The 22,120-nt window shown below is 65.4% G+C and carries 28 protein-coding genes, 1 tRNA gene and 1 pseudogene; 8 read left to right on the forward strand and 22 right to left on the reverse strand.

Going from position 1 to position 22,120, the window contains the following annotated elements:
- Window positions 1-115: 115 nt before the first annotated feature.
- Entirely contained in the window at window positions 116-883 is a 768-nt protein-coding gene (locus FO470_RS14170) for an SIR2 family NAD-dependent protein deacylase (protein WP_144343607.1), read from the reverse strand.
- 55 nt (window positions 884-938) lie between these two features.
- On the opposite strand from FO470_RS14170, the gene FO470_RS14175 reads away from it, so the two are divergent.
- Window positions 939-1,361, forward strand: a complete 423-nt coding sequence (locus FO470_RS14175; protein WP_144343608.1) for a VOC family protein — start codon at window positions 939-941, stop codon at window positions 1,359-1,361.
- A 90-nt stretch (window positions 1,362-1,451) separates the two neighbouring features.
- Window positions 1,452-1,526: transfer RNA gene (locus FO470_RS14180), tRNA-Glu, on the forward strand.
- Here the strand turns inward: FO470_RS14180 and FO470_RS14185 are convergent.
- From FO470_RS14185 to FO470_RS14205, 5 genes are all read right to left on the reverse strand, one after another.
- On the reverse strand, window positions 1,514-2,008 hold the full coding sequence (locus tag FO470_RS14185; protein WP_144343609.1) for a hypothetical protein: 495 nt from the start codon (window positions 2,006-2,008) through the stop codon (window positions 1,514-1,516). The two genes, FO470_RS14180 and FO470_RS14185, sit on opposite strands and share 13 nt — an antisense overlap.
- A 14-nt stretch (window positions 2,009-2,022) precedes the next feature.
- Window positions 2,023-2,166 carry a hypothetical protein gene (locus tag FO470_RS19870; protein WP_144343610.1) on the reverse strand — a complete coding sequence of 48 codons (144 nt, stop codon included), beginning with the start codon at window positions 2,164-2,166 and terminating at the stop codon, window positions 2,023-2,025.
- A gap of 364 nt (window positions 2,167-2,530) precedes the next feature.
- Window positions 2,531-2,719, reverse strand: a complete 189-nt coding sequence (locus FO470_RS14195) for a hypothetical protein (protein WP_144343611.1) — start codon at window positions 2,717-2,719, stop codon at window positions 2,531-2,533.
- Window positions 2,720-2,916: 197 nt separating this feature from the next.
- A complete protein-coding gene (locus tag FO470_RS14200) occupies window positions 2,917-4,104 on the reverse strand; it encodes a GGDEF domain-containing protein (protein ID WP_186291963.1) in 1,188 nt (395 codons plus the stop codon).
- 89 nt (window positions 4,105-4,193) lie between these two features.
- Window positions 4,194-4,850 (reverse strand): MarC family NAAT transporter, encoded by a 657-nt coding sequence (locus FO470_RS14205; protein ID WP_144343613.1) that lies wholly within the window; start codon window positions 4,848-4,850, stop codon window positions 4,194-4,196.
- 626 nt (window positions 4,851-5,476) lie between these two features.
- On the opposite strand from FO470_RS14205, the gene FO470_RS19565 reads away from it, so the two are divergent.
- Together FO470_RS19565 and FO470_RS14210 are read left to right on the forward strand one after the other, a co-directional pair.
- A complete protein-coding gene (locus FO470_RS19565; protein WP_186291964.1) occupies window positions 5,477-5,674 on the forward strand; it encodes a hypothetical protein in 198 nt (65 codons plus the stop codon).
- On the forward strand, window positions 5,652-5,843 hold the full coding sequence (locus FO470_RS14210; RefSeq protein WP_144343614.1) for a hypothetical protein: 192 nt from the start codon (window positions 5,652-5,654) through the stop codon (window positions 5,841-5,843). The genes FO470_RS19565 and FO470_RS14210 overlap by 23 nt, the downstream gene beginning before the upstream one ends.
- Here FO470_RS14210 and FO470_RS14215 read toward each other — a convergent pair.
- Window positions 5,812-6,699 carry an NAD(P)-dependent oxidoreductase gene (locus FO470_RS14215; RefSeq protein WP_186291965.1) on the reverse strand — a complete coding sequence of 296 codons (888 nt, stop codon included), beginning with the start codon at window positions 6,697-6,699 and terminating at the stop codon, window positions 5,812-5,814. The two genes, FO470_RS14210 and FO470_RS14215, sit on opposite strands and share 32 nt — an antisense overlap.
- Before the next feature lie 456 nt (window positions 6,700-7,155).
- Here FO470_RS14215 and FO470_RS14220 point away from each other — a divergent pair, with 456 nt between their 5' ends.
- Window positions 7,156-7,965, forward strand: a complete 810-nt coding sequence (locus FO470_RS14220) for an autotransporter domain-containing protein (RefSeq protein ID WP_272482976.1) — start codon at window positions 7,156-7,158, stop codon at window positions 7,963-7,965.
- A 394-nt stretch (window positions 7,966-8,359) separates the two neighbouring features.
- Window positions 8,360-8,536, forward strand: a pseudogene (locus FO470_RS14230) (ROK family protein); the annotation flags it as partial.
- Between the two features lie 19 nt (window positions 8,537-8,555).
- Here FO470_RS14230 and FO470_RS14235 read toward each other — a convergent pair.
- The 7 genes from FO470_RS14235 to FO470_RS14265 form a co-directional block, all read right to left on the reverse strand.
- Window positions 8,556-9,002, reverse strand: coding sequence for a low affinity iron permease family protein (locus FO470_RS14235; protein ID WP_186291966.1), 447 nt, complete (start codon window positions 9,000-9,002; stop codon window positions 8,556-8,558).
- 60 nt (window positions 9,003-9,062) lie between these two features.
- Entirely contained in the window at window positions 9,063-9,938 is an 876-nt protein-coding gene (locus FO470_RS14240) for an SDR family oxidoreductase (protein WP_144343618.1), read from the reverse strand.
- A gap of 37 nt (window positions 9,939-9,975) precedes the next feature.
- Window positions 9,976-10,164, reverse strand: a complete 189-nt coding sequence (locus FO470_RS14245) for a DUF3008 family protein (RefSeq protein WP_144343619.1) — start codon at window positions 10,162-10,164, stop codon at window positions 9,976-9,978.
- 79 nt (window positions 10,165-10,243) lie between these two features.
- A complete protein-coding gene (locus FO470_RS14250) occupies window positions 10,244-10,750 on the reverse strand; it encodes a YciE/YciF ferroxidase family protein (protein WP_144343620.1) in 507 nt (168 codons plus the stop codon).
- A 252-nt stretch (window positions 10,751-11,002) separates the two neighbouring features.
- Window positions 11,003-11,215 (reverse strand): hypothetical protein, encoded by a 213-nt coding sequence (locus FO470_RS14255; protein ID WP_144343621.1) that lies wholly within the window; start codon window positions 11,213-11,215, stop codon window positions 11,003-11,005.
- 685 nt (window positions 11,216-11,900) lie between these two features.
- The gene (locus FO470_RS14260) at window positions 11,901-12,803 is read right to left on the reverse strand and encodes an NAD(P)/FAD-dependent oxidoreductase (RefSeq protein WP_144343622.1); all 903 of its coding nucleotides are present in this window, start codon (window positions 12,801-12,803) and stop codon (window positions 11,901-11,903) included.
- A 2-nt stretch (window positions 12,804-12,805) separates the two neighbouring features.
- Entirely contained in the window at window positions 12,806-13,249 is a 444-nt protein-coding gene (locus tag FO470_RS14265) for an RrF2 family transcriptional regulator (RefSeq protein WP_144343623.1), read from the reverse strand.
- A 109-nt stretch (window positions 13,250-13,358) separates the two neighbouring features.
- Here FO470_RS14265 and FO470_RS14270 point away from each other — a divergent pair, with 109 nt between their 5' ends.
- Window positions 13,359-13,652, forward strand: coding sequence for a YciI family protein (locus FO470_RS14270; protein WP_144343624.1), 294 nt, complete (start codon window positions 13,359-13,361; stop codon window positions 13,650-13,652).
- Window positions 13,653-13,698: 46 nt separating this feature from the next.
- On the opposite strand, the gene FO470_RS14275 is transcribed toward FO470_RS14270, so the two are convergent.
- From FO470_RS14275 to FO470_RS14300, 6 genes are all read right to left on the reverse strand, one after another.
- On the reverse strand, window positions 13,699-14,871 hold the full coding sequence (locus FO470_RS14275) for a GGDEF domain-containing protein (RefSeq protein WP_144343625.1): 1,173 nt from the start codon (window positions 14,869-14,871) through the stop codon (window positions 13,699-13,701).
- 192 nt (window positions 14,872-15,063) lie between these two features.
- Complete coding sequence (locus tag FO470_RS14280; RefSeq protein WP_308676863.1) at window positions 15,064-16,035, reverse strand: TDT family transporter; 972 nt, start codon at window positions 16,033-16,035, stop codon at window positions 15,064-15,066.
- Between the two features lie 220 nt (window positions 16,036-16,255).
- Window positions 16,256-16,672 carry a hypothetical protein gene (locus FO470_RS14285; RefSeq protein ID WP_144343728.1) on the reverse strand — a complete coding sequence of 139 codons (417 nt, stop codon included), beginning with the start codon at window positions 16,670-16,672 and terminating at the stop codon, window positions 16,256-16,258.
- A gap of 85 nt (window positions 16,673-16,757) precedes the next feature.
- On the reverse strand, window positions 16,758-17,144 hold the full coding sequence (locus FO470_RS14290; protein WP_186291967.1) for a hypothetical protein: 387 nt from the start codon (window positions 17,142-17,144) through the stop codon (window positions 16,758-16,760).
- Between the two features lie 93 nt (window positions 17,145-17,237).
- Window positions 17,238-18,254, reverse strand: a complete 1,017-nt coding sequence (locus FO470_RS14295; RefSeq protein ID WP_144343626.1) for a L,D-transpeptidase family protein — start codon at window positions 18,252-18,254, stop codon at window positions 17,238-17,240.
- Between the two features lie 16 nt (window positions 18,255-18,270).
- Window positions 18,271-18,924: a DsbA family protein gene (locus tag FO470_RS14300; protein WP_144343627.1), complete on the reverse strand. Its 654-nt coding sequence runs from the start codon at window positions 18,922-18,924 to the stop codon at window positions 18,271-18,273.
- Between the two features lie 220 nt (window positions 18,925-19,144).
- Between FO470_RS14300 and ybaK the strand changes: the two genes are divergently transcribed.
- On the forward strand, window positions 19,145-19,618 hold the full coding sequence (gene ybaK, locus FO470_RS14305) for a Cys-tRNA(Pro) deacylase (protein WP_144343628.1): 474 nt from the start codon (window positions 19,145-19,147) through the stop codon (window positions 19,616-19,618).
- A gap of 240 nt (window positions 19,619-19,858) precedes the next feature.
- On the opposite strand, the gene eutC is transcribed toward ybaK, so the two are convergent.
- The gene (eutC, locus tag FO470_RS14310) at window positions 19,859-20,671 is read right to left on the reverse strand and encodes an ethanolamine ammonia-lyase subunit EutC (RefSeq protein ID WP_144343629.1); all 813 of its coding nucleotides are present in this window, start codon (window positions 20,669-20,671) and stop codon (window positions 19,859-19,861) included.
- On the reverse strand, window positions 20,668-22,056 hold the full coding sequence (locus FO470_RS14315; protein WP_144343630.1) for an ethanolamine ammonia-lyase subunit EutB: 1,389 nt from the start codon (window positions 22,054-22,056) through the stop codon (window positions 20,668-20,670). The genes eutC and FO470_RS14315 overlap by 4 nt, the downstream gene beginning before the upstream one ends.
- Window positions 22,057-22,120: the final 64 nt, after the last annotated feature.

The raw sequence follows: 22,120 nt of genomic DNA on the forward strand, positions 1-22,120 counted from the left end.
AACGCTTCGCTCCGCACCAACGGCAGAGACTTATGATTCTGACCGGCCGAGCATAGCATCCGATTCCGCCACGAAAACACCCAAATTGATTCGGGTGCGCGATTGGCCGCGGCGATCAGGGCCCGGTCGCCGCCTCGAACACGTCGCCTATGTCCGCATGGATCACGAGATCGGCCATGTCGTCGAACTCGGTCGGCTCGCGGTTGATGATCACCAGCCGGGCACCGTTGCGCTTGGCCTGCACGGGAAAGCCCGCCGCCGGCCACACCACCAGCGACGAGCCGATGGCGAGGAAGACGTCGCATGCGGCGGTCAGTTCGCCCGCGCGCGTCATCGCCTCGCCCGGCATGGGCTGGCCGAAGGAGACGGTGGCGGTCTTGATCGGCCCGGCGCAATCGAGGCAGTCCGGCGCCGTCTGCGCCCGCGTCTCGAAGCGCTCGCGCACCCAGCCGAGCTCATAGCGCTCGCCGCAGTCGAGGCAGGTCGCATAGGTGCTGTTGCCGTGCAGTTCGACGAGACGGTCGTCCGGCACGCCGGAGGCCTGATGCAGCCCGTCGATGTTCTGGGTGACGATGCCGGCCAGCCTGCCCTCCTCCAGAAGCCGGGCGAGCGCCCGGTGGCCGCGCCCCGGCGTGGCGCCCCCAAAGGCGGCCTCCATCGCGAAGCGCCGGCGCCACGCTTCGTTGCGCATCTCGCGGCTGGTCAGGAACGCCTCGAAATCGATCGGGCGATTGCGCGTCCACAGGCCGCCGGGCGAACGGAAATCGGGAATGCCGCACTCGGTCGAGATGCCCGCACCGGTGAAGGCGACACCCCGCCGCATGCCGGCGAGAATGTCCGTCAGATCGACACACGCCGCCTTGATGTCATCGTCCATCGTCATATGTTGCGCTCCCATCCTGCCGGCCGCGCGGCCGCCGAAGCTTGCGAGAGGACCCATGAAATATCTTCACACCATGGTGCGCGTCACCGACATCGAGGCCTCGCTCGACTTCTACTGCAACAAGCTGGGCCTCGTGGAAGTGCGCCGCAAGGAGGTGCCGCAGGGGCGCTACACGCTGGTTTTCCTCGCCGCCCCCGGACAGGAAGGCCTCGCCGAGGTCGAGCTGACCTACAACTGGGATCCGGAAGCCTATGGCGAAGGCCGCAATTTCGGCCATCTCGCCTTCGAGGTCGACGACATCTACGCAACCTGCCGGAAGCTGCAGGATGGCGGCGTCACCATCAACCGCCCGCCGCGCGACGGCCGCATGGCCTTCGTCCGCTCGCCCGACAACATCTCCATCGAGTTGCTCCAGAAGGGCGACGCCCTGCCGCCGCAGGAGCCCTGGACGTCTCTGCCGAACATCGGCAAATGGTGAAGTGGTGGGGCCGGCTCATACGCCTGTGGACGACACCGCGCGCGACGTCTTGTGCGCCGGCCCGCACGCCCCTATAAGGTCCGCGCCTGCGCGCCCTTCGTCTATCGGTTAGGACGCCACCCTTTCACGGTGGAGAGAGGGGTTCGACTCCCCTAGGGCGCGCCACTTCCGTGCAAAATCGCGACACCCGGTTGGGTGAACCGGTCGGCTAGCACGGCTCTCTCCAAGACTGTCTTTGATCCGTGGATGCGCACGACGTGCTGGTCGACTTCGACCGCGTCGATCAGCGAGCGCAAATAGGCTTTGCGGAACGGTATCCCGCCATTCGTAATGTTTGAACGCATGAGCTGCCCGAAGCGGACTAGCTTGTCCAGATCGAGCCGGCTTGCGGCTGCACCCTGATTCTCGATCCTCTCAAGCGCTGAATGCGCCCGTTCCCGGTCTGCCTTGAGCTTTCCGATCTGCTCCTTGAGCATGTCGTCTGGCTCGGCGATGCCGTCAGCGACGAGTTGGTAGAGCCGCCGGAGCTTGTCTTCCGCTGTCGTCCTTTCGCGAGAGAGTTCATCGATCCGCACCTGAACCTCGGCATCGGCTTTCACCCGCCGGTCGACGACAGATTGCTGCAGCGCCTCCAGTCGCTCGGGCATCAGGACACGTTCGGTCACATGGCGTGTGACCAGATGGCGAGGTTCTCCATCGGCACCGTTCGTCCCTTGCAGGCGGACTTGCCGACCCGGCCGGAGGCGGAGCAACTGTAGTAACGATAGACCCTACTGCGCTTGGATGTGCCGGTGCGCAGCGTCATGGCGCTGCCGCAACAGGTGCAAATCGGCAAGCCCGGTCAGAAGGATCGGGTCGGAGATGACCCGTGGCGGGCTGTTGTGCGGGCCCACTGGCGCCGACGGGACATGCGCTGCTGGACGCGATCCAAGCTCAAGCGACGAACCTCGGCTATTCGATGGTCGACGTAGACGAGTTGGCACGGACCCGGACTTATTTTTCGCAAGGCTGGTTGGTGGACTCAAGCCACGGATAAACTGACGGCAAACGCCCGGCGTCGGCGATGGTTCCGGAGAAATCGAATTGATTTTGCGGTGCGAGGAACACTGCATTCACAACGCCGCCCGCCCTGGCACTCAGCTGGGGCGGGCGGCGAGCAGACGCCCGCGTTAGCGCTGGCCGCCCTTGTGCTGCTGGTTCGGGTCGCGGCGCTCCTCGCCCTGCTGCCTCTGGCCGCCGGGGCTCTGGGTGTGCTGCTTGTCAGGGTTATTGAGCTGGCTCGACTTGTGGCCCTGATCGCCCTGGCGGGTATCGTGGTGCTCGCCCATTCCCTGCTTGTTTTTCGGATCGTTCGTCATTGTCGTTCTCCCTATGCGGTCCTTGCCGCAGCAGTAGAACCGAAAGCCGGCGACTTCGTTCCTGACCATTTCCCCTTCATAGCAACTGATGGACGAAGGCGTTTTCGAGTGTGAGTCCCCCTCCGTGCCAGACGAATCCTGCTGACGTGAAAGCTGCCGATCCCGATCCGGCAAGACGAACAGCGATCCGCCAGGGCTTATAATTCAGGTACCATTTCGCCGGTCGAGGGTGTCGCGCCTGCGTAGATGACGCGATTCCGACCAAGCGCTTTGCCTTCGTACAGCGCCGCATCCGCCGCTTTCATCAGGGAACTCATAGTGTCCCAAGTGGGGGAGCGCGTCGCAACGCCGATCGTAACCGTCAGGCTGATCCTATGACGAGCGACGAACTCGAGTTCGGTTTCGCATCGTCGCCTCAGTCGCTCGGCTATTTCGAAGGCCGCGGCCTCGGTACACAGAGGAAGAATGATGCAGAACTCTTCGCCGCCCAGGCGGCCGACCACGTCGCACGTGCGTACCGATCTCAACATCACCGTTGCGAAGGCCTTCAGAGTCTGATCGCCTACATGATGGCCAAAACGGTCGTTCACGCGCTTGAAGTGGTCCAGATCCAGCAGGAGTACCGACAGAGGATGGTTGCGTGACAGCGCTTCCTTCAGCCGGTCTTGCCCAACCGACAGTGTTGCCTTGTGATTGAAAAGCCCCGTGGGGCCATCCACAGACGCCGCCCGATCGAGCGGTAGGAATAGCGAGCAAAAACTCCAGGTAACGGCCATCGTGAGGGCCAGCACACGCGCCCAGCCGCCGCCGAAAGGGTCTGTGGGATCGATCACACCGAAATAAACACCCACGCCCCGCGCCAGATAGACCGCGGCGAAGAGGGACATGACCCCGGCGCACAGTACCTGCACCCCGTCGAGGCGGTGTACTTTCAAGCGCAGCAACAGGGTCACCGCGAGCAAGGTGTAAAAGGTAACGCCCAGTGAAGAGATCAGGATCCGCTCGGCGGGCTGATCACCGCCGGCAACCGAGACCGCGAGCATTGCTACAGCGACCACAGGTCCAGCAAACAGGAGGCCGAAGCGCGGACGTCGGCCATCAAAGGCCGCGATGCCTCCAGCGATGAGGCCGATCCCGAGGATGAGCAGCCCGCTGCCAGCGACCGAAGGCGCAGAGAGAGGGAGCACGTCGCGCATGGCGAAGAGCGTGCATCCGAGGCAGAAGACGAGATTGGAAGACGCCCAGAAGCGCAGCGCAGCCGTGCGCAGCCGCTTCGAGAGAATGAACTGAAGCCCGGCAATTAACCCGAGAATGATCGCGGCAATAAGAAAAAGGGTGGACGAACTCGGCGTTATCAAGGCGGCTGCAATCCCTTCGGCCGTCATCGCTTCATTGGTCTCGCACCACGCATTGCTCAGATCAGTTTCATTGCGCGTCGCGGTCGCAGGTTGAGAAAGGTTTCGCTGGCCGCCGTCTAAGAAAACGATACGACAAACTCTCGAACTCCGGAGGCGATGAATTGCACCGCGACACATGTAAGCAAGAAGCCCATGATCTTGGTCACAGCTTGGATGCCATGTTCACCGAGGAACTTCGCAAGCCAGTTCGCTGATGCCAAGGCCGCGTAGGCGACCATGATACAGAGGAAGATGCCGATCAGAACGACGACATAGCCGAGTATTCGGTGGTCTGCCGGCACCTGTGATCCATAGCTCATGACGATGGCGATGGATCCCGGACCAGCAAGGCTAGGCATGGCGAGTGGCGAGAAGGAGAAATCGATCTCAGCTTGCTTGATCTCGGCAGGAGCGGACTCGATAGAGGCGGCTTCACCTTCGCCAGCGAACAGCATGCGAAAGGCCAGCACGAGGATGATCAATCCTCCGGCCACGCGGATACCCGGCAAGGAAATGCCAAACAACGCAATGATGCCGTGACCGAGAAAGAGAAAAGAGGCCAGTATCGCGAACGCATATAGCGATGCTCGCAAGGCCTGTTTCCGTTTGTGCTGCACGGACATCCGCTTGGTCAGCGCCAGAAACAACGGCACGGTGCTGAGGGGATTCATGATCGGCAGCAAGCCAATCGCGACAAGTGGGATGTACTTGATAGCGGTGATGAACGTTTCCATCCGCCATCCCTATCAGGCGTTGCCCTTCAGGTGAATGACGCGGGTGCCGGAGCAGCATTTCACGCATGTGCCGATCGTCTGCCCCGGCTTGAGAAACGGCTCGGGCTGGGCCACCCGGACCGTTTCCCCACGGCAGCGGGACGCGAACTCGGCACGACGGCACCTACCGCATCGACAACGTGACGCGGAGCTCCGACCGGAGCTCAGGGTGGACCACCCGGCTAGACGTCAAGCAGCCGCAGGACGGCGCCGAAACGGACAGCCGCAGCGGGTAACGGCCGAACCCCTTCCAACCAACGGAACCTATCCCTGGAGCATCCGCCTCATACTGCCGTCCGGCCTCGAAGCCGTCCTGCCGTTCTTCGGCGACGTGCTCACGATCCCGCCGCGCGCGCTGAAGCCGAGCTCGCGAAGCGCCCGCCGGATCGCCGCGGCGACCTTACTGCCGATGATGTGTGCGGGGTGCGCGGCGCCCCCCTAAGCCGGAGCCGGTGAAGCTGCCGGCCCTCAAGGTCAGCATGGATGCCCTCATCGCCCTGGCGCGGACCTATCTGCCCTTGCGCTCGCGAACGGCCGGCTGGAGCAGGGCCGCGACTGGTATGCCGGCGTGCGCGCCGAGACACGTCATGACCATGGGCTCGGTGCCCACCACCATGGTGGTGGGCTATGCCTCGCTCAGCACCCGCATGGGCGTGGTCGACGCCCAGATCGCCACCATGACCAGGCTGATGGAGCGCTCGATCCGCGCCGACGAGCAGCTTCAGGTGATGCGGACGCAGGCGACCAAGCTGGAAGAACGCCTTGAGCGACTTGAGCAGTGGTGAGCGCGATCGGATAGCGCGCCTCGGCGGGGTGCTGCCGCCCTCCGCCGATGGCGTGCGCGCCGTGCTCGACCTGAATCAGGTTGAGCCGACCGCAGCGGAGATGCCGCCAGCTCAGCCCACCACTTTTGACGTTCTGGTCATGATGGCAATCGTCCCTTCGCGCCTCTGAAAGTCTGAAAAAGATAGGCGGTGTCAAGCGCTCCCTTTCCTTCGTCGACGGGCACCTTCATGACATCGAGGAGTGCCTGCGCGAACGCCGGATCGACACCGAGTTCGCTCGAACAGGTGAGCCACATCCTCGCTCCAGCCAGATCGGTTTGCAGCGCCGACTGCACATTGGCGAAATCCCGCGCCCGAATGGCTTCGCGAAAGGACACCGAGCGCCGGTTCACGTCGGCTGAAAAGGATGGAAGGGCAGCGAAGAAGAGATCGGGGTCGAGACCCGCCGCCTCGCAAATCGCCGCACCGTGCAACATCGCCATAGGCGCCGCGAAGCAGTAGCTGAGGAAGGCGCAATCGAGCATGGTCGGATTGGTGACGTTTTCACCCGCGTAGATCGATTTGCCCGCCAGCGCTACGAGCGTCCCGACATGTGTCTCGAAAGTAGCTGTGTCGCCACCGTAGTAAATCACAGCGTCAGGTCGGCCTATCGTGGCGGGAAAGCAGCAGATTCGGCCATCGAGATAACGGATACCATGTCGCCCGGCCCATTCGGCTAGCTCCGTCGCGTCGGCCGGCAACCCCGTCGCAAGCTGCACGAGCGTCTTCCCCTTCAACGCCTCGATCACCTCCGGTCGGTCGAGGCTGGACCGGGTCGCTGCATAGTTGATCAGGCAGGAAATCACGAGGTCGGAGCGTTCCACCGCATCGACAATACTGTCGGCGAGGTTGGCTGAGGAGGCAAAGGGCGCACCGCGCGCGGGCGAGCGGTTCCACAATGTCGGACGAATTCCGGCCGCGATGAGGGCGCGAGCAAGAGCGCTACCCATGGAGCCAAGCCCCAGTAGAGAGACGGATGACGGCATTGCATTCTCCCGATTTGCCTGGGAACGAATGGCAAGCGCCGTGCCAGCTAGAACAAGGCGCAACATCGCATCGCTGCAGCTTCAAGAAGCGACTGCCGTCGATCAGGCGAACCGCCGAGGGTATGTCAAAAATGAGATTCTCCGACTGCCTGTCTGTGACAGGTGAGACATCTGCGACACGTCAGCCCTTGAGCGCCGGACCGTCGCCAGGATGCGGGCTAACCGGGAATCCGGCTCAATGACACGCACAGCGCTGCCCTGCTGATCCGGGCGGCGTATGAGGCCCCGAAGGGCCATCACGACGCTCCGCCTCCGCCCAAGCGCCGCCCCTCCCAGACGGAATTCGCGCTGGGCGCGCGGGTTGCCGCCGGCCCCTTCGAATATCTTCTCTATCAGAGGGGCATAGCGCCGAATGAGGCCAATGGTGATGATTGATTCCTGCGCTCCGGAGTCACCCTGCCGCCGCCTCCGGAGCCGGAACCACCGGCTCCACCGCTACCACCGCCGCCGGTTCAGACGCCCCTCATTCGCGGGGAGGTTCCCGGCTATGTCCTTACGCCCGCGATGGCGCAGCAAATGGGAACGGCGTCGCTCGGCACGTTCCACGAGCGTCGCGGCGACCAGTCCCTGCTGGATAATCTCGGCATCGCCACGGCCGCCTGGGGCCGCGTATTCGGCGGCACGCATGATCAGAGCTGGAGCTCGACCGTCGCCGGCCCCAACTATCAACTCGCGCCAGAGATCGACGGCGATATCTGGGGCCTTCAAGTCGGTCTCGACCTCATAGCCTATGAGTCGGGATGGGGGCAGGAGCGGCTTGGCCTCTTCTATACGCATGCCGATGCGAGCGGATCAGTCTATGGCAACACGCTCGCCATCGTCGGCAACCGTGCCGGCAGCCTGTCGCTGCAGGGCGACAGCATTGGCGGGTACTGGACCCATATAGGACCGACCGGCTGGTACCTCGACGCCGTTGCCATGTACACGTGGCTCGGCGGAAGCACATCCTCGATCCAGGGCGTCGGCATAGACACCGACGGGAACGCGATAGTCGCCTCGCTCGAAGGCGGCGTTCCCTTCACGATCACGGATAATTGGACGTTGGAGCCGCAGGCCCAGCTCATCTGGCAGCGCGTCGACTTCGATGACACGCGCGACCTCTATTCCGCCATCGACTTCCAGAGCTTCGATGCGGTCACACCAATGTGGGTACGGAGCTCGAAGGCACCTCCCTCGAGGTGCGCGGCGGTGTCTCGATCCGGTTGATGCCCACCGTCGCGGCCTTCGGATCGGTCGATTACACGACCGGTCTGAGCGGCGAGACGCAACGAAGCGTCGGCGGCAATCTGGGCATTCGTGTGCGATGGTAACGCCAAGGGGCGCTGGGTGGCTTGCGTTACCGAAGGACATTATCGGCAGGGAGGGGTTCGGTACGACGCTCGTCTGCTGATGAAGTAGCCGCGGGCTTTCATGGAACACCGATTGTGTACCGTACCGCGCAGCTTGCTGCGCTCGGCGCGCGGGTCGACCATATCACGGCGTCGACCTTCCGCGCGGCCTTCATCGCGGCAGCGGCCGAGGCGGGTATCCCGGTGGAAGATGAGCCGTCAAACGGCGGCCAAGCGGCGATCAGCGCGCTACGACCCCGATGGCGACGAGGCTTCAGGGGCTGAGCGAGGCCCCGTTCATGCAGGACGTCGAGCGCTGGGGGGTGCTGACCATCGGCACCGGCCTCGGCAATGCCCGCTTCACCAACCGCGCCCGGCCCGATGGCGGGAAGGCTGCGACCAAGCGGGCGAGGAGCGGCAAGAAGGACAAAGCGGCCGGAAGAGGCTGATCGTCCCGCCGACGCCGGCCTAGCCGCCGGGCTCGGCCTTGCCCTTCCGGCTGGCGGCCACCGGCGCCCTGCCCTCGCGCTCGGCCTGCGCCATCTGCTCATATTCGCCGCGGATCTCCTCCAGCGCGCCGTCGTCGAGCTCCTCGAGGTCCAGCAGCACGTTGCGCGTGAGGTCGTTCTTGGCGATCAGCTCGTCGAGCTTGATGTGCAGCGCCGCCGTGTCGCGGTTCTGGCTGTTCTGGATCACGAACACCATCAGGAAGGTGATGATGGTGGTCGAGGTGTTGATCACCAGCTGCCAGGTATCGCCGAAGCCGAAGAACGGGCCGCTGATCGCCCACAGCACGATGATCGCGGCGGCGCCGGCGAAGGTGGTCGGCTTGCCCGCCTGGACGGCGACCCATTGCGCGAAGCGGGTGAAGAAGGACCTTGAAGGCCGGCCCGACCGCATGCTGCGCGATGCCATGTCCTAACCCCCTGCGCGGTTGCGGGGCATGAACGCGGCAGCTTGCGTCTTCGTTCCCTCTCAGAGGAACGGCTGTCCGCCGGTAACCGCGATGGTGGCGCCGGAAACGTAGCTGGAGAGCGGGTCGGCCAGCATCACATAGGCGGTCGCCAGCTCGGCCGGCTGGCCGGGCCGCTTCATCGGCACCTGCTCGCCGAAATGCTCCACCGATTCCGGCGGCAGGGTGGAAGGGATGAGCGGCGTCCAGATCGGCCCCGGCGCCACGGCGTTGGCGCGGATGCCCCTGGGCGCCAGCATCTGGGCGAGACCGGCGGTGAAGTTCTGGATCGCACCCTTGGTCGTCGCGTAGGCGAGCAGCGAGGGGTTCGGCTTGTCGGAATTGATCGAGGCGGTGTTGATGATCGAGCCGCCCGGCTTCATGTGCGGGACCGCCGCCTTGGTCAGGTAGAACATGGCGTGGATGTTGACGCGGAAGGTCAGCTCCCATTCCTCGTCGCTGATGTCGCCGATGTCCTTGAACGTGGCCTGATGGGCGGCGTTGTTGACGAGGATGTCCACCCCGCCGAACTCGCCGGCCGCCGCCTCGACGACGGCGCGGCAGTTCTGCGCGTGCTGGATGTCGCCGGGCACCAGCACCGCCTTCCGACCGGCTTCCTCGACCAGGCGCTGCGTCTCGGCCGCGTCGTCGCCCTCGTTCAGATAGGAGATCAGAAGGTCGGCGCCTTCGCGGGCGAAGGCGATGGCCACCGCCCGGCCGATGCCGCTGTCGCCGCCGGTGATGATGGCGCGCCGGCCTTCCAGCCGGCCGGACCCCCGGTAGCTCGTCTCTCCATGGTCGGGCCGCGGCAGCATCGCGGCGGTCATGCCGGGCATGGGCTGGGGCTGGCGCGGAAAGGGCGGCGTGGGATGGGCGGTGCCCGGGTTGACGGCGTCCATCGTGGTCCTCCTGTGCAAGGGGGGAACGGATTGTGGCTCAGCGGCGGTCGACGTGCTCCGGCTTGCCCTTGCGCTTGGTCGAGGCAAGCTCCTCGAGCTCCTTCTCGCTCATCGACTTCTCCATCGACTTCGAGGCGCCGCGGAGCTCGCTCTTGCTGGTCTCGCCGCGCTTGGCGGCCAGCGCGGCGCCGGCGGCCATCTGCTGGGCCTTTGACTTGGCAGGCATGGCGTCCTCCATGGTTCGGAAACGGCCGGCGCCGGAGGGAGAAGGGGGAGCCTCCGTCCGGCGCCGGCCGACGCGCGCCTTACTCGGCGGCGTGCAGGTTCACCCGCGCCTCCGCCAGCTTGGTCAGCTTGGCGTCGGTGTTCTTTTCCTCGTCGAGGTTCTTCATCAGCACGCCCGCGCAGTCCGGCCGGCCGAGCAGCTTCGCCCAGGAAACGAGGGTGCCGTAGCGCGTGATCTCGTAATGCTCCACGGCCTGCGCGGCGGCGATCAGCGCGGCGTCCAGGACCTCCGCGTCGCCCACGTCGCCGGCGACGTCCTCGGCCTCCTCGACGATGCCGTCGATGGCCGGGCAATTCACCGCCTTGGCCTCGGCGCCATGCATCTTGAACACCTCCTCGACACGCAGGATGTGATTCTGCGTCTCGGAGAGATGGCGCTGGAAGTCGGCCTTCAACTGCGGGTCGCTGGCTTTCTCGATCATCGCCGGCAGCGACTTCGCGATCTTCTTCTCCGCATAATAGATGTCCTGCAGCGTGTGCACGAAGAGGTCATCCATCGTCTTGATGTCTTTCGAGAACAGACCCATGGTAAATTCCTCCTGCTGGAGCCGGCATCATCTGATGTCCTAGGTATATTGATCCGCGCGGTCGCAATGCGGCGCGGTTGAGCAGATGGAAAACCGGTGAAGGAGATGAACGTTCCCGAAATTATCTCATCTCTTCTCGTCTCGCCCCGCAGCCGTTCACAGAGACGGCGCGTGACCGGATCTTCGATCTCCGGGATGCGGCGATCGAGCGGCGGCTCGGGAGAGCTGGGCTTTTTGCGATTGCTGCGCGGGTCAGGTGATCTTGCTGCGACAGGCGGCAAGCGCCGTCTCTAGATCTGCAAACGATTGGCGTGGGGTCATATTGACCACTCCCGCCTTCAGCTCGACCGCGAACACCGGCCAGTAGCGGTCGACGGCGTCTGTCAACTCGCGGCCGGCGCTAAGGCCACTCGCCAGCAGTCCAATCTCGCATATCGCTCGGGCGCGATCCTCGATTTTGTTCATGGGACAACCTAGCACGGTTGGCAGACCCGCCGCTTCCTTTTTAAGGAGAGAGAGGGGCGGTCCCGGCATGCGGCTGTGGTCCTCAGAGTGAAGGCACCGGGCATGAACAACCGATCAGCGACCTTGAAGGCATCGTCGCCGAGCATCGCAGCCTGGCCGTTCTCCGCGCCCTGTACCAGCTTGATGGCTCCGCCAACGAGCACGTTCTTTTAGATCGTCTCGAACGTCTCGCCCTTGGGGGGACGCGGCGATTCGGGACTGCCTGATCAACTTGGCATGAAGGGGTTGTTCCGAACGACGTGGGCAGGATCAACACAGGTCGTCCACCTGACCGAACGTGGTGGGAACGTCACCGCTGGAAGAGAGGTCGTCGAGGGCGTGCTCAAGGCTGGGGCTGACGGCCCCTACTGAAACCCTTCACGGCTCTCGTCGGCGCCTGCCGTCTCGGGGATACTCTACGGAGCCCCGCGCGTTTTGCCCCATCGACGAGGATTACCATGGTCCCATTACCTCCTGCCTTTGGTCGGGCGATGTTGAACTCCATGCTTCGCATGGACGTAGAGGATTTCCGAGCGGCGTACCAAGCCGCCCTTGCGGGGCTCATTCACCGACAGGACGAAATCGAGGCCTATGCACGCGATCGTCTCGGCCTGGGGGCTGATGACCCATGGCCGGAGGCCAACCATCAACCCCTCTGCGATGACGGCGGGAAGACGAGCGAGCGGTGGAGCTGCGCGCCGGCCCACGCCCCATCGCCCACGGCAAGCGATACCGAATGGGGCACCCGCGCGGCGTCGCCGCAGGCGAAGGCACCCGCGACGGTCGTTTCCTTCATGGCATCGGTGCGGATCTGCGTGCCGAAGGGCGTGTCCTCGAGCGCGCAGCCGAGCGCCTGCGCGATGGGCGTGGACGGCGCGGTGCGGGAGCCGGTGAAGAGGCCGGCGAAGGACAGGCGGCGCCCGTCGACCAGCTCGACATCGGCGTGGCCGGCGAGTCGTGCGACAGGGGTCGTTTCGATGCTCACGCCACGCGAGACGAGATCGGCCCGGCCGGGTTCGTCGAGAGCAAGTGCGCCGTTGGTGAAGAACGTCACCTCTCCCCATTCGGTGAGAAGCTGGGCCTGATGCGCCGACATCGGGCCGGTCGCGATGACGCCGACGCGCCCCCGGTTCAGCTCGTAACCGTGGCAGTAAGGACAGAGAAAGACGCTCCGGCCCCAGCGTTCGGCCAATCCATCGATCTCCGGCAACGCATCGCTGACGCCGGTGGCGAAGAGAAGGCGCCGGCCGTCATAAGAGGCACCGTCCGACGTGACGACGGTGAACGCGTCGCTCCGGCCGTTGGCCGTTTCGGCCAGGGCTTCGACATGGGCGTAGGTCGGGTAGGCTTCGAGCTGCCGCCGCGCCTCGCTGGCGATCCGTGCGGGATCGGCACCGTCATTGCCGAGGAAGCCGTAGGAGTGGCTGGCGAAACGGTTGCGGCGCAGCCCGGCATCGATGATCAGCACCTTGCGGCGCGCACGCAGGAGCTGGAGGCTCGCCGCCATTCCGGCATAGCTGCCCCCGACGACGATGACGTCGTATTGCATGGCTAGTCCTTCTGTAGACGCCTGACGGCGGCGCGCCGGGCGAAATCCGCCACGAGAGCCGCAAGCGTGACGTTGGCAAATCGGTCGAGCAGCAGCGTCTCGGCGTCCGCGAAGGCCTTGTCGAGAACCGCATTCACCGATTGCTCGACAAGGCATTCCGGCGTTTCGTTGCGATTGCCGATGGCGAAAATCGCCGGTTCGCCCAAAGCCTCGTGCAACTGGCGCAGGGTGACCTTTTCAAGGTCGGCGACGATCGCCCATCCACCGGCATGGCCACGGCTCGACGCCACGATGCCGGCTTCGCGCAGCAGGCCCATGGTACGGCGAACCACCACGGGGTTCGTGCACAAGCACTGCGCGAGGGTTTCCGATGTCATCGGCTCGCCGCGTTCGGCCATGTGCAGGAGAGCGTGGAGAACGGATGAGAGGCGGCTGTCCCGTTTCATGTAACTTCGTTTATTACAAATAAGCGCGCCCTTCAAGCCGGGCCGGCTTTGTGCCTGAGTAGCGGCTCTCCGATTCGTCGGTTCCGCTCCCTCAGACAGGGCTTTGATCATGCAATTCGTTCTGACCGCCTATGACCGCCCGAACGCTCTTTCCGTGCGTCTTGAAGCCCGCCCCGCGCATCTCGACTATCTCAGGGAAATCGCCTCCAGCCTCGTCTTCGCCGGCCCCATGCTGGACGAAGAGGGCAAGCCCTGCGGCTCGGTCATCGTGTACGAGGCGGAAGACCGGACCGCTGCCGAGAAGCTGGTCGCCGGCGACCCCTACAGCAAGGCCGGCCTGTTCGAGAAGGTGGAGCTGAAGGGGTTCCGGATCGTGGTGAAGGACGGCGTCGTGGGGGCCTGAGAGCCCCTGCCCTTCAGGAACGGACCAGGCTTGGCGCGAGGGGCGGTCAGGACGCCGTCACTTCGCCCGAGCGAAATCCTCCGCCCAGGCTGAAGCCGTTGCGGCCTTGCCGCTTGGTCTCGTAGAGAGCCTGATCCGCCTCGTCGATCAGCCTCTCCAGCGTGCAGGCGGGGTCCGCATCCGTCACCGCGATGCCGATGCTCACCGTCATCGGGATGCTCTCGCCGAGCCAGAGCAGCGGCGTACGCGCGACCAGTTGCACCAGCCTTTCGGCGTTCGCCCGGGCCGCCACGGCATCGGCGCCGACCAGAAGCGTGGCGAATTCGTCGCCACCCATGCGCGCCACCACGCGATTCCCCTCGCTCCCGGCACAAAGCATGGAGAAGTGACGCAGGCAGGCATCGCCTGCGCCATGTCCCAGCCGGTCATTGATCTCCTTGAAATTGTCGACGTCGATCATGAGCAGCGAAAAAGGCCGGCGTGCCCTCTGCGCCTGCCTGAGACCGGCCTCGGCCGCCTCGAAGAACGCGCGACGGTTCGGCAGGCCGGTGAGATCGTCGAGCAGGGCAAGGCCCGCCAGCCTGCCGTGCAGATGATCGATGGCCATCAGCAGGAAGCCGATATTCCACAGGCCGGCGCCGAAGATCGCGGCAACCAGCAGGAAGGCCGCGACCGAATAGTAGCCGTCCGTCGAAAGATCGCCCATGAGCCGCAGCGTGTTCAGGATCGTCTCGGTGCCCTGCCCCGCCATGGCCACCAGCACGCCGGCCGCGGCGACGAGCGCACCGAGGCCTCCTCCTCCCTTGCGGATCAGCGTCACCAGGGAGAAGCCCAGGGGCACGAGCTGCGGGACGGCATAGGCGATGTTCTGGCTTGCCCGGCTCTCGTCGGCCAGAATGCCGGCCAGCACCGTCACAGCCAGCATGAAGCCTCCAGCTCGCCGGTTCGGCTCTGCGCCATAGAAAACGCGGATGCCGGTCCAGACGAAGAAGAAGCCCCACACGACGAAGACATTGCCCGCGACCATCAGGAGGCGGCCATAGGCGCTGCCGTCACCCGACATCAGCAGGCCGCCCAGCGTCGTCATCAGCGATGAACCGAGCCAGTAGCGCGCTCCGGGAATGCCGCGATGGACGTAGCAGAACCCCGCCCAGACGACGCAGTAGATGAGGGAATTGAGGAGGATGACCAGATAAAGGGTCAGGAAGTCGAGCTTCATCTCAGCTTCCGATCACGGCGGGATGCCGGGTGCTCACCCTGGCTGCCATATCATAGCAACGCGGGCTCTCCGGCACATCCTTCACTGACGGTCAAACAGCCACGCTCGGCGGTGGGCGCCCTGCAGCGCCGCTCCTACCCCGAAGATGCCGCGCCCGCAATCTCGCGCCGCCCCTTCTCCTTCAATGCAATGTTACTCTCCCGCCACGGGCGTCGGCCGCGCCGTTCCACGCAGGAACCGGCCGACGAGGACGAGGCTCCTCATGGCGATCCAGCCGATGATGAGGTTGGCGGCGATGAACATCGGCACGGCCAGCGCCTCCACCGGCATGCCCGCGCCCTGCTCGATGAGCCGCAGCGCCGCGAGCGGCAGGGCGGAGATGCCGAAGGTGTAGCCCCAGGCGCCGGGCCCGAAGGGCTGCTGGCGCAGCCATGGCATCAGCCGCAGCATGACGAGGGCGAGAAAGCAGCCATAGCCGAACAGCGCGAGCGCCACGCGGTCGACCGGTCCGGGGGACAGCGACAGATAGGCCACGCAGGCGACCGCCCCCGGCGCCAGCTGCATGCCGAGCGTCGTACGGAGTTCGGCGGGCAGGCCGTGCTGGAAAAGCCGCGTCAGGAAGACCGACTCCATCGAGATCCACGAGAAGAATCCCATGCCGAAGAACATCCAGCCGAGGCCCGGCTGACCAAAGGTGGCGCTGGCCATGGCGGCGACGAAACCGCCGCCGACCGTCGGCAGGTAGAGCACCGGCGTCATCGCCTCGGTGTTGCGCCCGCCCTGCCAGAGGCCCCCGACACTCCACGCTGCGTAGGCGAGAACGCCGAGCGCCCCGCAGGCGAACAGGCTCCAGCCGAGCAGCGGGACATGAGGGCCGATGGCCATGCTCGCGATCAGCGTCGCCACTGGCGCGAGGGCTGCCACCAGTCCCTGCGCGGGATGGCCGATCTCGCGGCGGGCATCTTCGGGGTATCGCAGCCACTTGCCGGCATAGAGCGCGGCCCAGAGCAGCCAGAGAACGAACGCCGCCACGGCGAGCGTCTCTCCCACGAGGGGGGATACGCCCCACAACCGGCTGACCGCCCGCCAGCCATTGGCGAGGCCGCCAACGCCGAGGACGGAGCCGAAGAACATCGGACGCATATGGAGGAAAGGAGATTTCACGCGCGCACCTGACTGCTGGAGCCGTGCTAACTACAGCGAGCGGGTGCGCAAATGAATGCCCCCCTTCGTCTGCCTGAAGCCTCGGCGTGACGGCCGGTCTCACCGTCCGTCAACCGATATCGCCATCGAATCCGAGCAGAGGCGTTTCAACAAAGGCTCGCAATCCTCTGACGTTCCGAGCTTTTCGCTATAAGCCAGCTTCCCGCCCGGACGGCGGCACTCAGTCGACCGCCGATTCCACGATCGTGCACAGGCCCTTCCGCACGATGTTGCTGTCGGCGATCTGGCCGGCCTGGATCTCGAAGACCGCGTCAACGCGCGTGCCGCCGCCGCGCTTGCGGGCCACCACGCGCAGGGTCTGCAGGCGGCCGGAACCCGCCGTGTCCTGATAGGCGTCGACCGAGCTCAGGGTCTTGTCGACCTTGATGCCGTGGAAGCCCTCGGCGGCCACGCCCTGCGCGAGCTTCGCCAGCGCGACGTCCGGCCGGAGCTTTGGGAAGTCCTGAAAGGTCTTGAAGGCCACGGCCGTCACCATCGGCACGCCGCTGACCGAGAAATTCTGCTCGCAGCTCTGAGCCGCGGCGTAGGACATCCCCGCCGCCATCATGGCCGCACCCAACCCAAACGTCCGCAACATGCGAAGCCTCCCCAGTTTTTCGATGCCGCCTAGATAGCCGCGCAGGCGGCGTTTTACCATCGGGGACAGACGACCGGGGATGCGCCTAGTGCTTGCGGCCGTATTCGCCGTCGAGCCAGTTATCGGTCAGCGCCATACGCTGGAAGACATAGGCGATAGCCTTGAACCGGTTCACCGACGGCCCCTGCTCCCAGATCTCGCCGTGCTCGAAGCCCATAAAGATCGTGTAGCGCGGCAGCACGATGCCGAATGGGAAACGGAGCCGAACCGACTTCACCACCACGAATTCCATATGGAGCTGCGGCGCGGCGAGGTAGCAGCAGCCATCCGCCGGCTCGAACTTGGGCGACAGCTTCGGCGCCACGGCCGGGGTCGCCCGGCGTATCGTCGCGAGCTCCGGCTCGGTGAAAGGAAGGCGCTGGAGATGCCGGACACTGGCCTGCATCTCGTTCAGGGTCATTCTCTTGGCCATGGCGCCGCGCCCCCATCGTTGAGCGGCCTATCTGCCGCAAGCCTGCCGTAGGGGCAAGCCTCCCGGCAGATCCCTCGTCCGCTGGCGGCGCGCCTACTCGGCCCCGACCTCCGCCATCTCGGCACCCTTGTAGGGGTCGGCGAGAGCGGCGTCGGGCCGGCTGACCTCAATCTTGCCCGAGGTGAGAGCCGCGAGCTTCTGCGGGCCCGACCGGCGCAGGATTTCGCGGAAGCTCTGATGCATGCCGCCATCGACATAGGCCGCGCTCACCGTCGGCTGCGACACCGCGAGCTGGGCGATGGTCTGGTCGTCGCGCACCCGCTTGCTGACGGCGGCCTCCGCCACCGGGTCCGGCAGGCTGACCGGGCAGGCCGCGAGCGGATCGGCGGCCTCCTCGCCGGGCTGCGTGCCCGGCGTGAAGCGGTAGCGCCCGCCACAGGCGGAAACGTGCGGCGGAACCCGCGTCACCGCGAACAGGTCCGTGCCTTCCTTGAGGTTGCGCCAGAAAGGCATGTTCGGGTCGTCGCGGTGCTTGGCGAAATTGGCCGGCGTCATGCGGAAGGGCAACGCCTGCACCTGAAAGCTCTCCTGCCCGCCCGCGAGCGCCTCGCGCGCCACCGCATAGACCTCGGCGATGCCGTCATTGGTCATGGCGTAGCAGCCGGCGGAGGTGCAGGCGCCATGCACCATCAGCGCGCTGCCGCTATAGCCGAGCGCGCTCTCGAGCTGGTTCGGATAGCCGAGGTTGAAGGCCAGATAGAACTGCGAGCGGGGGTTCATAAGACCCGGGGTCACGGCGTAGAAGCCTTCCGGCGCCTGCCGGTCGCCCTCGCGCATCTTCGGTCCGAGACGGCCGGACCAGCGGCACATCGGATAGGTCTTGAGCAGCGCATAGCGGCCGGAGCTGTTGCGCTTCCACACCTCCAGCTCGCTCTCCTGCTTGTAGAGGCGCACCATGATGGGATCGGCCGGGCTCATGCCCTTGGCCGCCATCTCCTGCTTCAGCTTCGGCGGGATCGGTACCGACGCGCGGTCGTCATAGTCTCCGCCCGCGCAGCCGGCGACCAGCGCGGCGAGGCAGAACAGGAAGGCGGTACGCAACAGGTTCATGGCAGACGCCCTGGTCTCACAACAGGGGATCGACGATCGCGGCGAACTGCTCGACCGTCATGAAACCCTGATACTTCTTTCCGTTGACAAAGAATGTTGGCGTAGAGTTGACGCCCGCGACCGATCCGTTGCGGGAAACCGTCAAAATTTTCTCCTGCAGCGCCTTATCGCCAAGGCAGCTGTCGAAGCGCTCCTTGCTCATGCCATTCTTCAGCATCAGCGCGCGCAGCCCGTCGAGCGGGTTCTGAGCATGAGCCCATGCGTCGTCGTTGCGGTAGAGCAGGTCGGCGGTTGGATACCAGTTCCCCTCACCCGCGCATCGGGCGAGCGCGAAACCGGCAAGGGCGAGCTGATCGAGCGGAAACTCGCGGAGGATGAAACGCACCTTGCCGGTGTCGACATAGCGCGCCTTCACCTGCGGCCAGGTCTTGATATGGAAGTCGCGGCAGTGATGGCAGGTCAGCGACGCGTACTCGATGACCGTCACCTTGGCATCGGCAGGGCCGAAGACGATCTCCGGCAGTGGCCCGGGCTCGCCGAGGATCTTGTCGGACATGCGCTGCGCCGACGCCGCTCCTCCCATCCCGAGGAGCGAGACGGCGGATACGGCGCCGAGAAGCGCGAATTGGCGGCGATCGATACGGCTATACGCGATCCTGCGGCGATTCATGGCGAGAACTCCCTGCTACACGCCGAATCTGCCATCTCCAGCGACTAGAGGAGCAAGGGGCGATATCGAGCCCGCTCCTGTCCACCTATTAGGTAGCGCCGTTAAGGTATCCAAAGCGTTACGGACGCAGGCCATCGGGACGCCGCCACTTCCCTCGTGGCGTCCATCGTGCTTCACCGTCGTACGGCGCGGGGCGTCGAGCGATTGACGGGAGTTTGCGGTGTCGAAAGCGACGCGCGCCACGAGGGCGCTGGAGCGGGCGGGGGTGGCCTTCACCGTTCATGTCTACGACTACGATCCCGACGCGGACCGTATCGGCCTCCAGGCCGCCGAGGCGATCGGCGAGACGCCGGATCGCGTGCTGAAGACCCTGATGACGCTCGTCGACGGCAAGCCGGCCTGCGCGATCGTGCCTTCCGACCGCGAGATCTCGATGAAGAAGCTCGCCGCCGCCCTGGGCGGCAAGGCCGCGCAGATGATGAAACCGGCGGATGCCGAACGGATCACCGGCTACAAGGTCGGCGGGATCAGCCCCTTCGGGCAGACGCGGCGGGTGCCGGTGGTGATCGAGGCGGCGGCGCTGGCTCATGCGCTGGTCTATCTCAATGGCGGCCAGCGCGGCCTTCAGGTGCGGCTGAAGCCGCAGGACGCAGTGGCTGCGCTCGGCGCGGTCGCCGCGCCGGTCGTGGCCTGAGCGGCGAACGGTCTTTACCGGCCGCTTATGCCGCAAGGTCACATTTCCAATCGCGATCTTACGGCCTCGCGGCCCAATCTCCTCCAGAGCCGATCCCGGCCATGGAGGAGACCATGCTTCTGAATATCCTTGTGCGAAAGCTGCTGACGGCCCTTCGCCATCTCGACGCTCGCCTGACGGATGCCACCTACCGGCACGGGCGCTACTGCGTTGCCGACGGCAAGCTGCGTGCCCGCACCGTTACGCAATCCGGGGTGCCGGCGGCTGGCCGTTGACCAGCAACAGGTCGCTCTCGTCTTTCAGCGCCACACCCGTCAGCCGCCGCGCCAGTGCCTCGCGCAGCAGCCAGGCCAGCTTGAAGGCGGCATGGGCGTGGGAAAGCCCCTCGCTCCGCACATTCGAAATGCAGTTGCGCTCGGCGTCGGTACGCCCGGCCTTTGGCGCGAAAGTGAGGTAGAGGCCAAGGCTGTCGGGCGAAGACAGCCCGGGGCGCTCGCCGATCAGCACCACGACCGCGGAGGCCTTCATCAGCTCGCCCGCCTCGTCCCCCAGTGCCACGCGCGCCTGACTGGCGATCGCCACGGGGCCGACGCTCCATCCCCCTTCCGCCAGCCGCGCCTTGAACTCGGTCAGGAACGGCACGGCCTGCGCGTGGATGGCGGTCGAGGAAAGCCCGTCTGCGACGACGATCGCGACATCCACCGGATCTCCGGCCCGGTCGCGCAACATGGCGCGGCTCTCTTCCGACAGGCGCCGTCCGAGGTCGGGTCGGCGCAGATAGGCGTCGCGCGCCGGCGCCGCCGAGGCGATCTCGACCGTCTCGAAGCCGAGCGTGGCGATCTCGCCGGCCATGCGGGCGGAATCGAACGGGGTGTGCACCGCGTCGCGCGCCTGCGCATGGGCCAGAGCGAAACGCAGCACCTCACGCGTCGGCAGCCCCGCCCCTGCCCGGCCGAGCGCGATGCGTGCCGGCGTGGTGCCGGCGAGCTTGTGCCAGGCATCCTCGATCACGTAGTCGGCCGGCAACGCCTCCTCGTTCACGCGGTTGCTCATGCCGCCAGCTCCGGTGCGGCGGCGAGCAGGGGATGGTTGCCGCGATGGGCTTTCAGGCGCCCGTCCGGCCCGGTGATGCCCATCCGCTGCAGCCAAGCCTCGAACTCGGGCGCCCGCTTGAGGCCCAGCACCTCACGCAAGTAAAGCTGGTCGTGAAATGAAGTAGATTGGTAGTTCAGCATCACATCATCCGATCCGGGGATGCCCATGATGTAAGTTACGCCCGCCGCACCAAGCAACGTCATAAGCGTATCCATGTCATCCTGGTCGGCTTCGGCGTGGTTGGTGTAGCAGACGTCGCAACCGAGCGGCACGCCCATCAGCTTGCCGCAGAAGTGGTCCTCCAGTCCGGCGCGAATTATCTGTTTTCCGTCAAAGAGATATTCCGGCCCGATGAAGCCGACGACGGTGTTCACCAGCAGTGGCGAAAAGGGTCGCGCTACGGCGTAGGCGCGCGCCTCCAGCGTCTGCTGGTCGACCCCGTGATGGGCGTTCGCCGAGAGAGCCGAGCCCTGCCCGGTCTCGAAATACATCACGTTGTCGCCGAGCGTGCCGCGCTTCAGCGAAAGGGCGGCTTCACGACCCTCCTTCAGGGTCGCGAGGCTGATTCCGAAGGAGGCGTTCGCCGCCTGCGTGCCGGCGATGGATTGGAACACCAGATCGACCGGCACACCGCGATTGATCACCTCGGTCGAGGTGGTCACATGGGTGAGCACGCAGGCCTGCGTCGGGATGTCGAAGCGCTGGATGATGCCGTCGATCAGCTTGAGCAGCTCGCTGAGCACCGGCACGCTGTCGGAGGCGGGATTGATGCCGATCACCGCATCGCCGCAGCCATAGAGCAGGCCGTCGAGGATGGAGGCGGTGACGCCGGCGGGATCGTCGGTCGGATGGTTCGGCTGGAGCCGCACCGCCATCGTGCCAGGAAGCCCGATCGTGTTGCGGAACTTCGTGACCACCCGGCATTTTCGGGCGACGGCGATCAGGTCCTGATTGCGCATCAGCTTGGAGACGGCCGCCGCCATCTCCGGGGTGACGCCCGGCGCGATGGCGGAAAGGACCTCGCTGGTCGCCACGCCCGACAGCAGGAAGTCGCGGAAATCGCCCACCGTCATGTGCGAGATCGGCCGGAAGGCGACCTGATCATGCGTGTCGATGATCAGCCGCGTGACCTCGTCGTCTTCGTAGGGAACCAGCGCCTCGCTGAGAAAGGCCGTCAGCGGCACCTCGGCGAGGCACATGCGGGCGGCCACGTTTTCCTCCGCCGAGGCGGCGGCGATGCCGGCCAGCATGTCGCCGGAGCGGATCGGGGTCGCCTTCGCCATCAGTTCCCTGAGATCGGCGAAGACATAGGCATGCGGCCCGACCACATGACGATACGGCATGTTTCAACCACCTCTGTCGGCGCTCTGTGCTCATTCCGGCGCCATGACCAAAACGTACTCCGAC

Origin of the sequence: Ancylobacter moscoviensis, from assembly GCF_007559435.1 — a bacterium.
Classification (GTDB): domain Bacteria; phylum Pseudomonadota; class Alphaproteobacteria; order Rhizobiales; family Xanthobacteraceae; genus Ancylobacter; species Ancylobacter moscoviensis.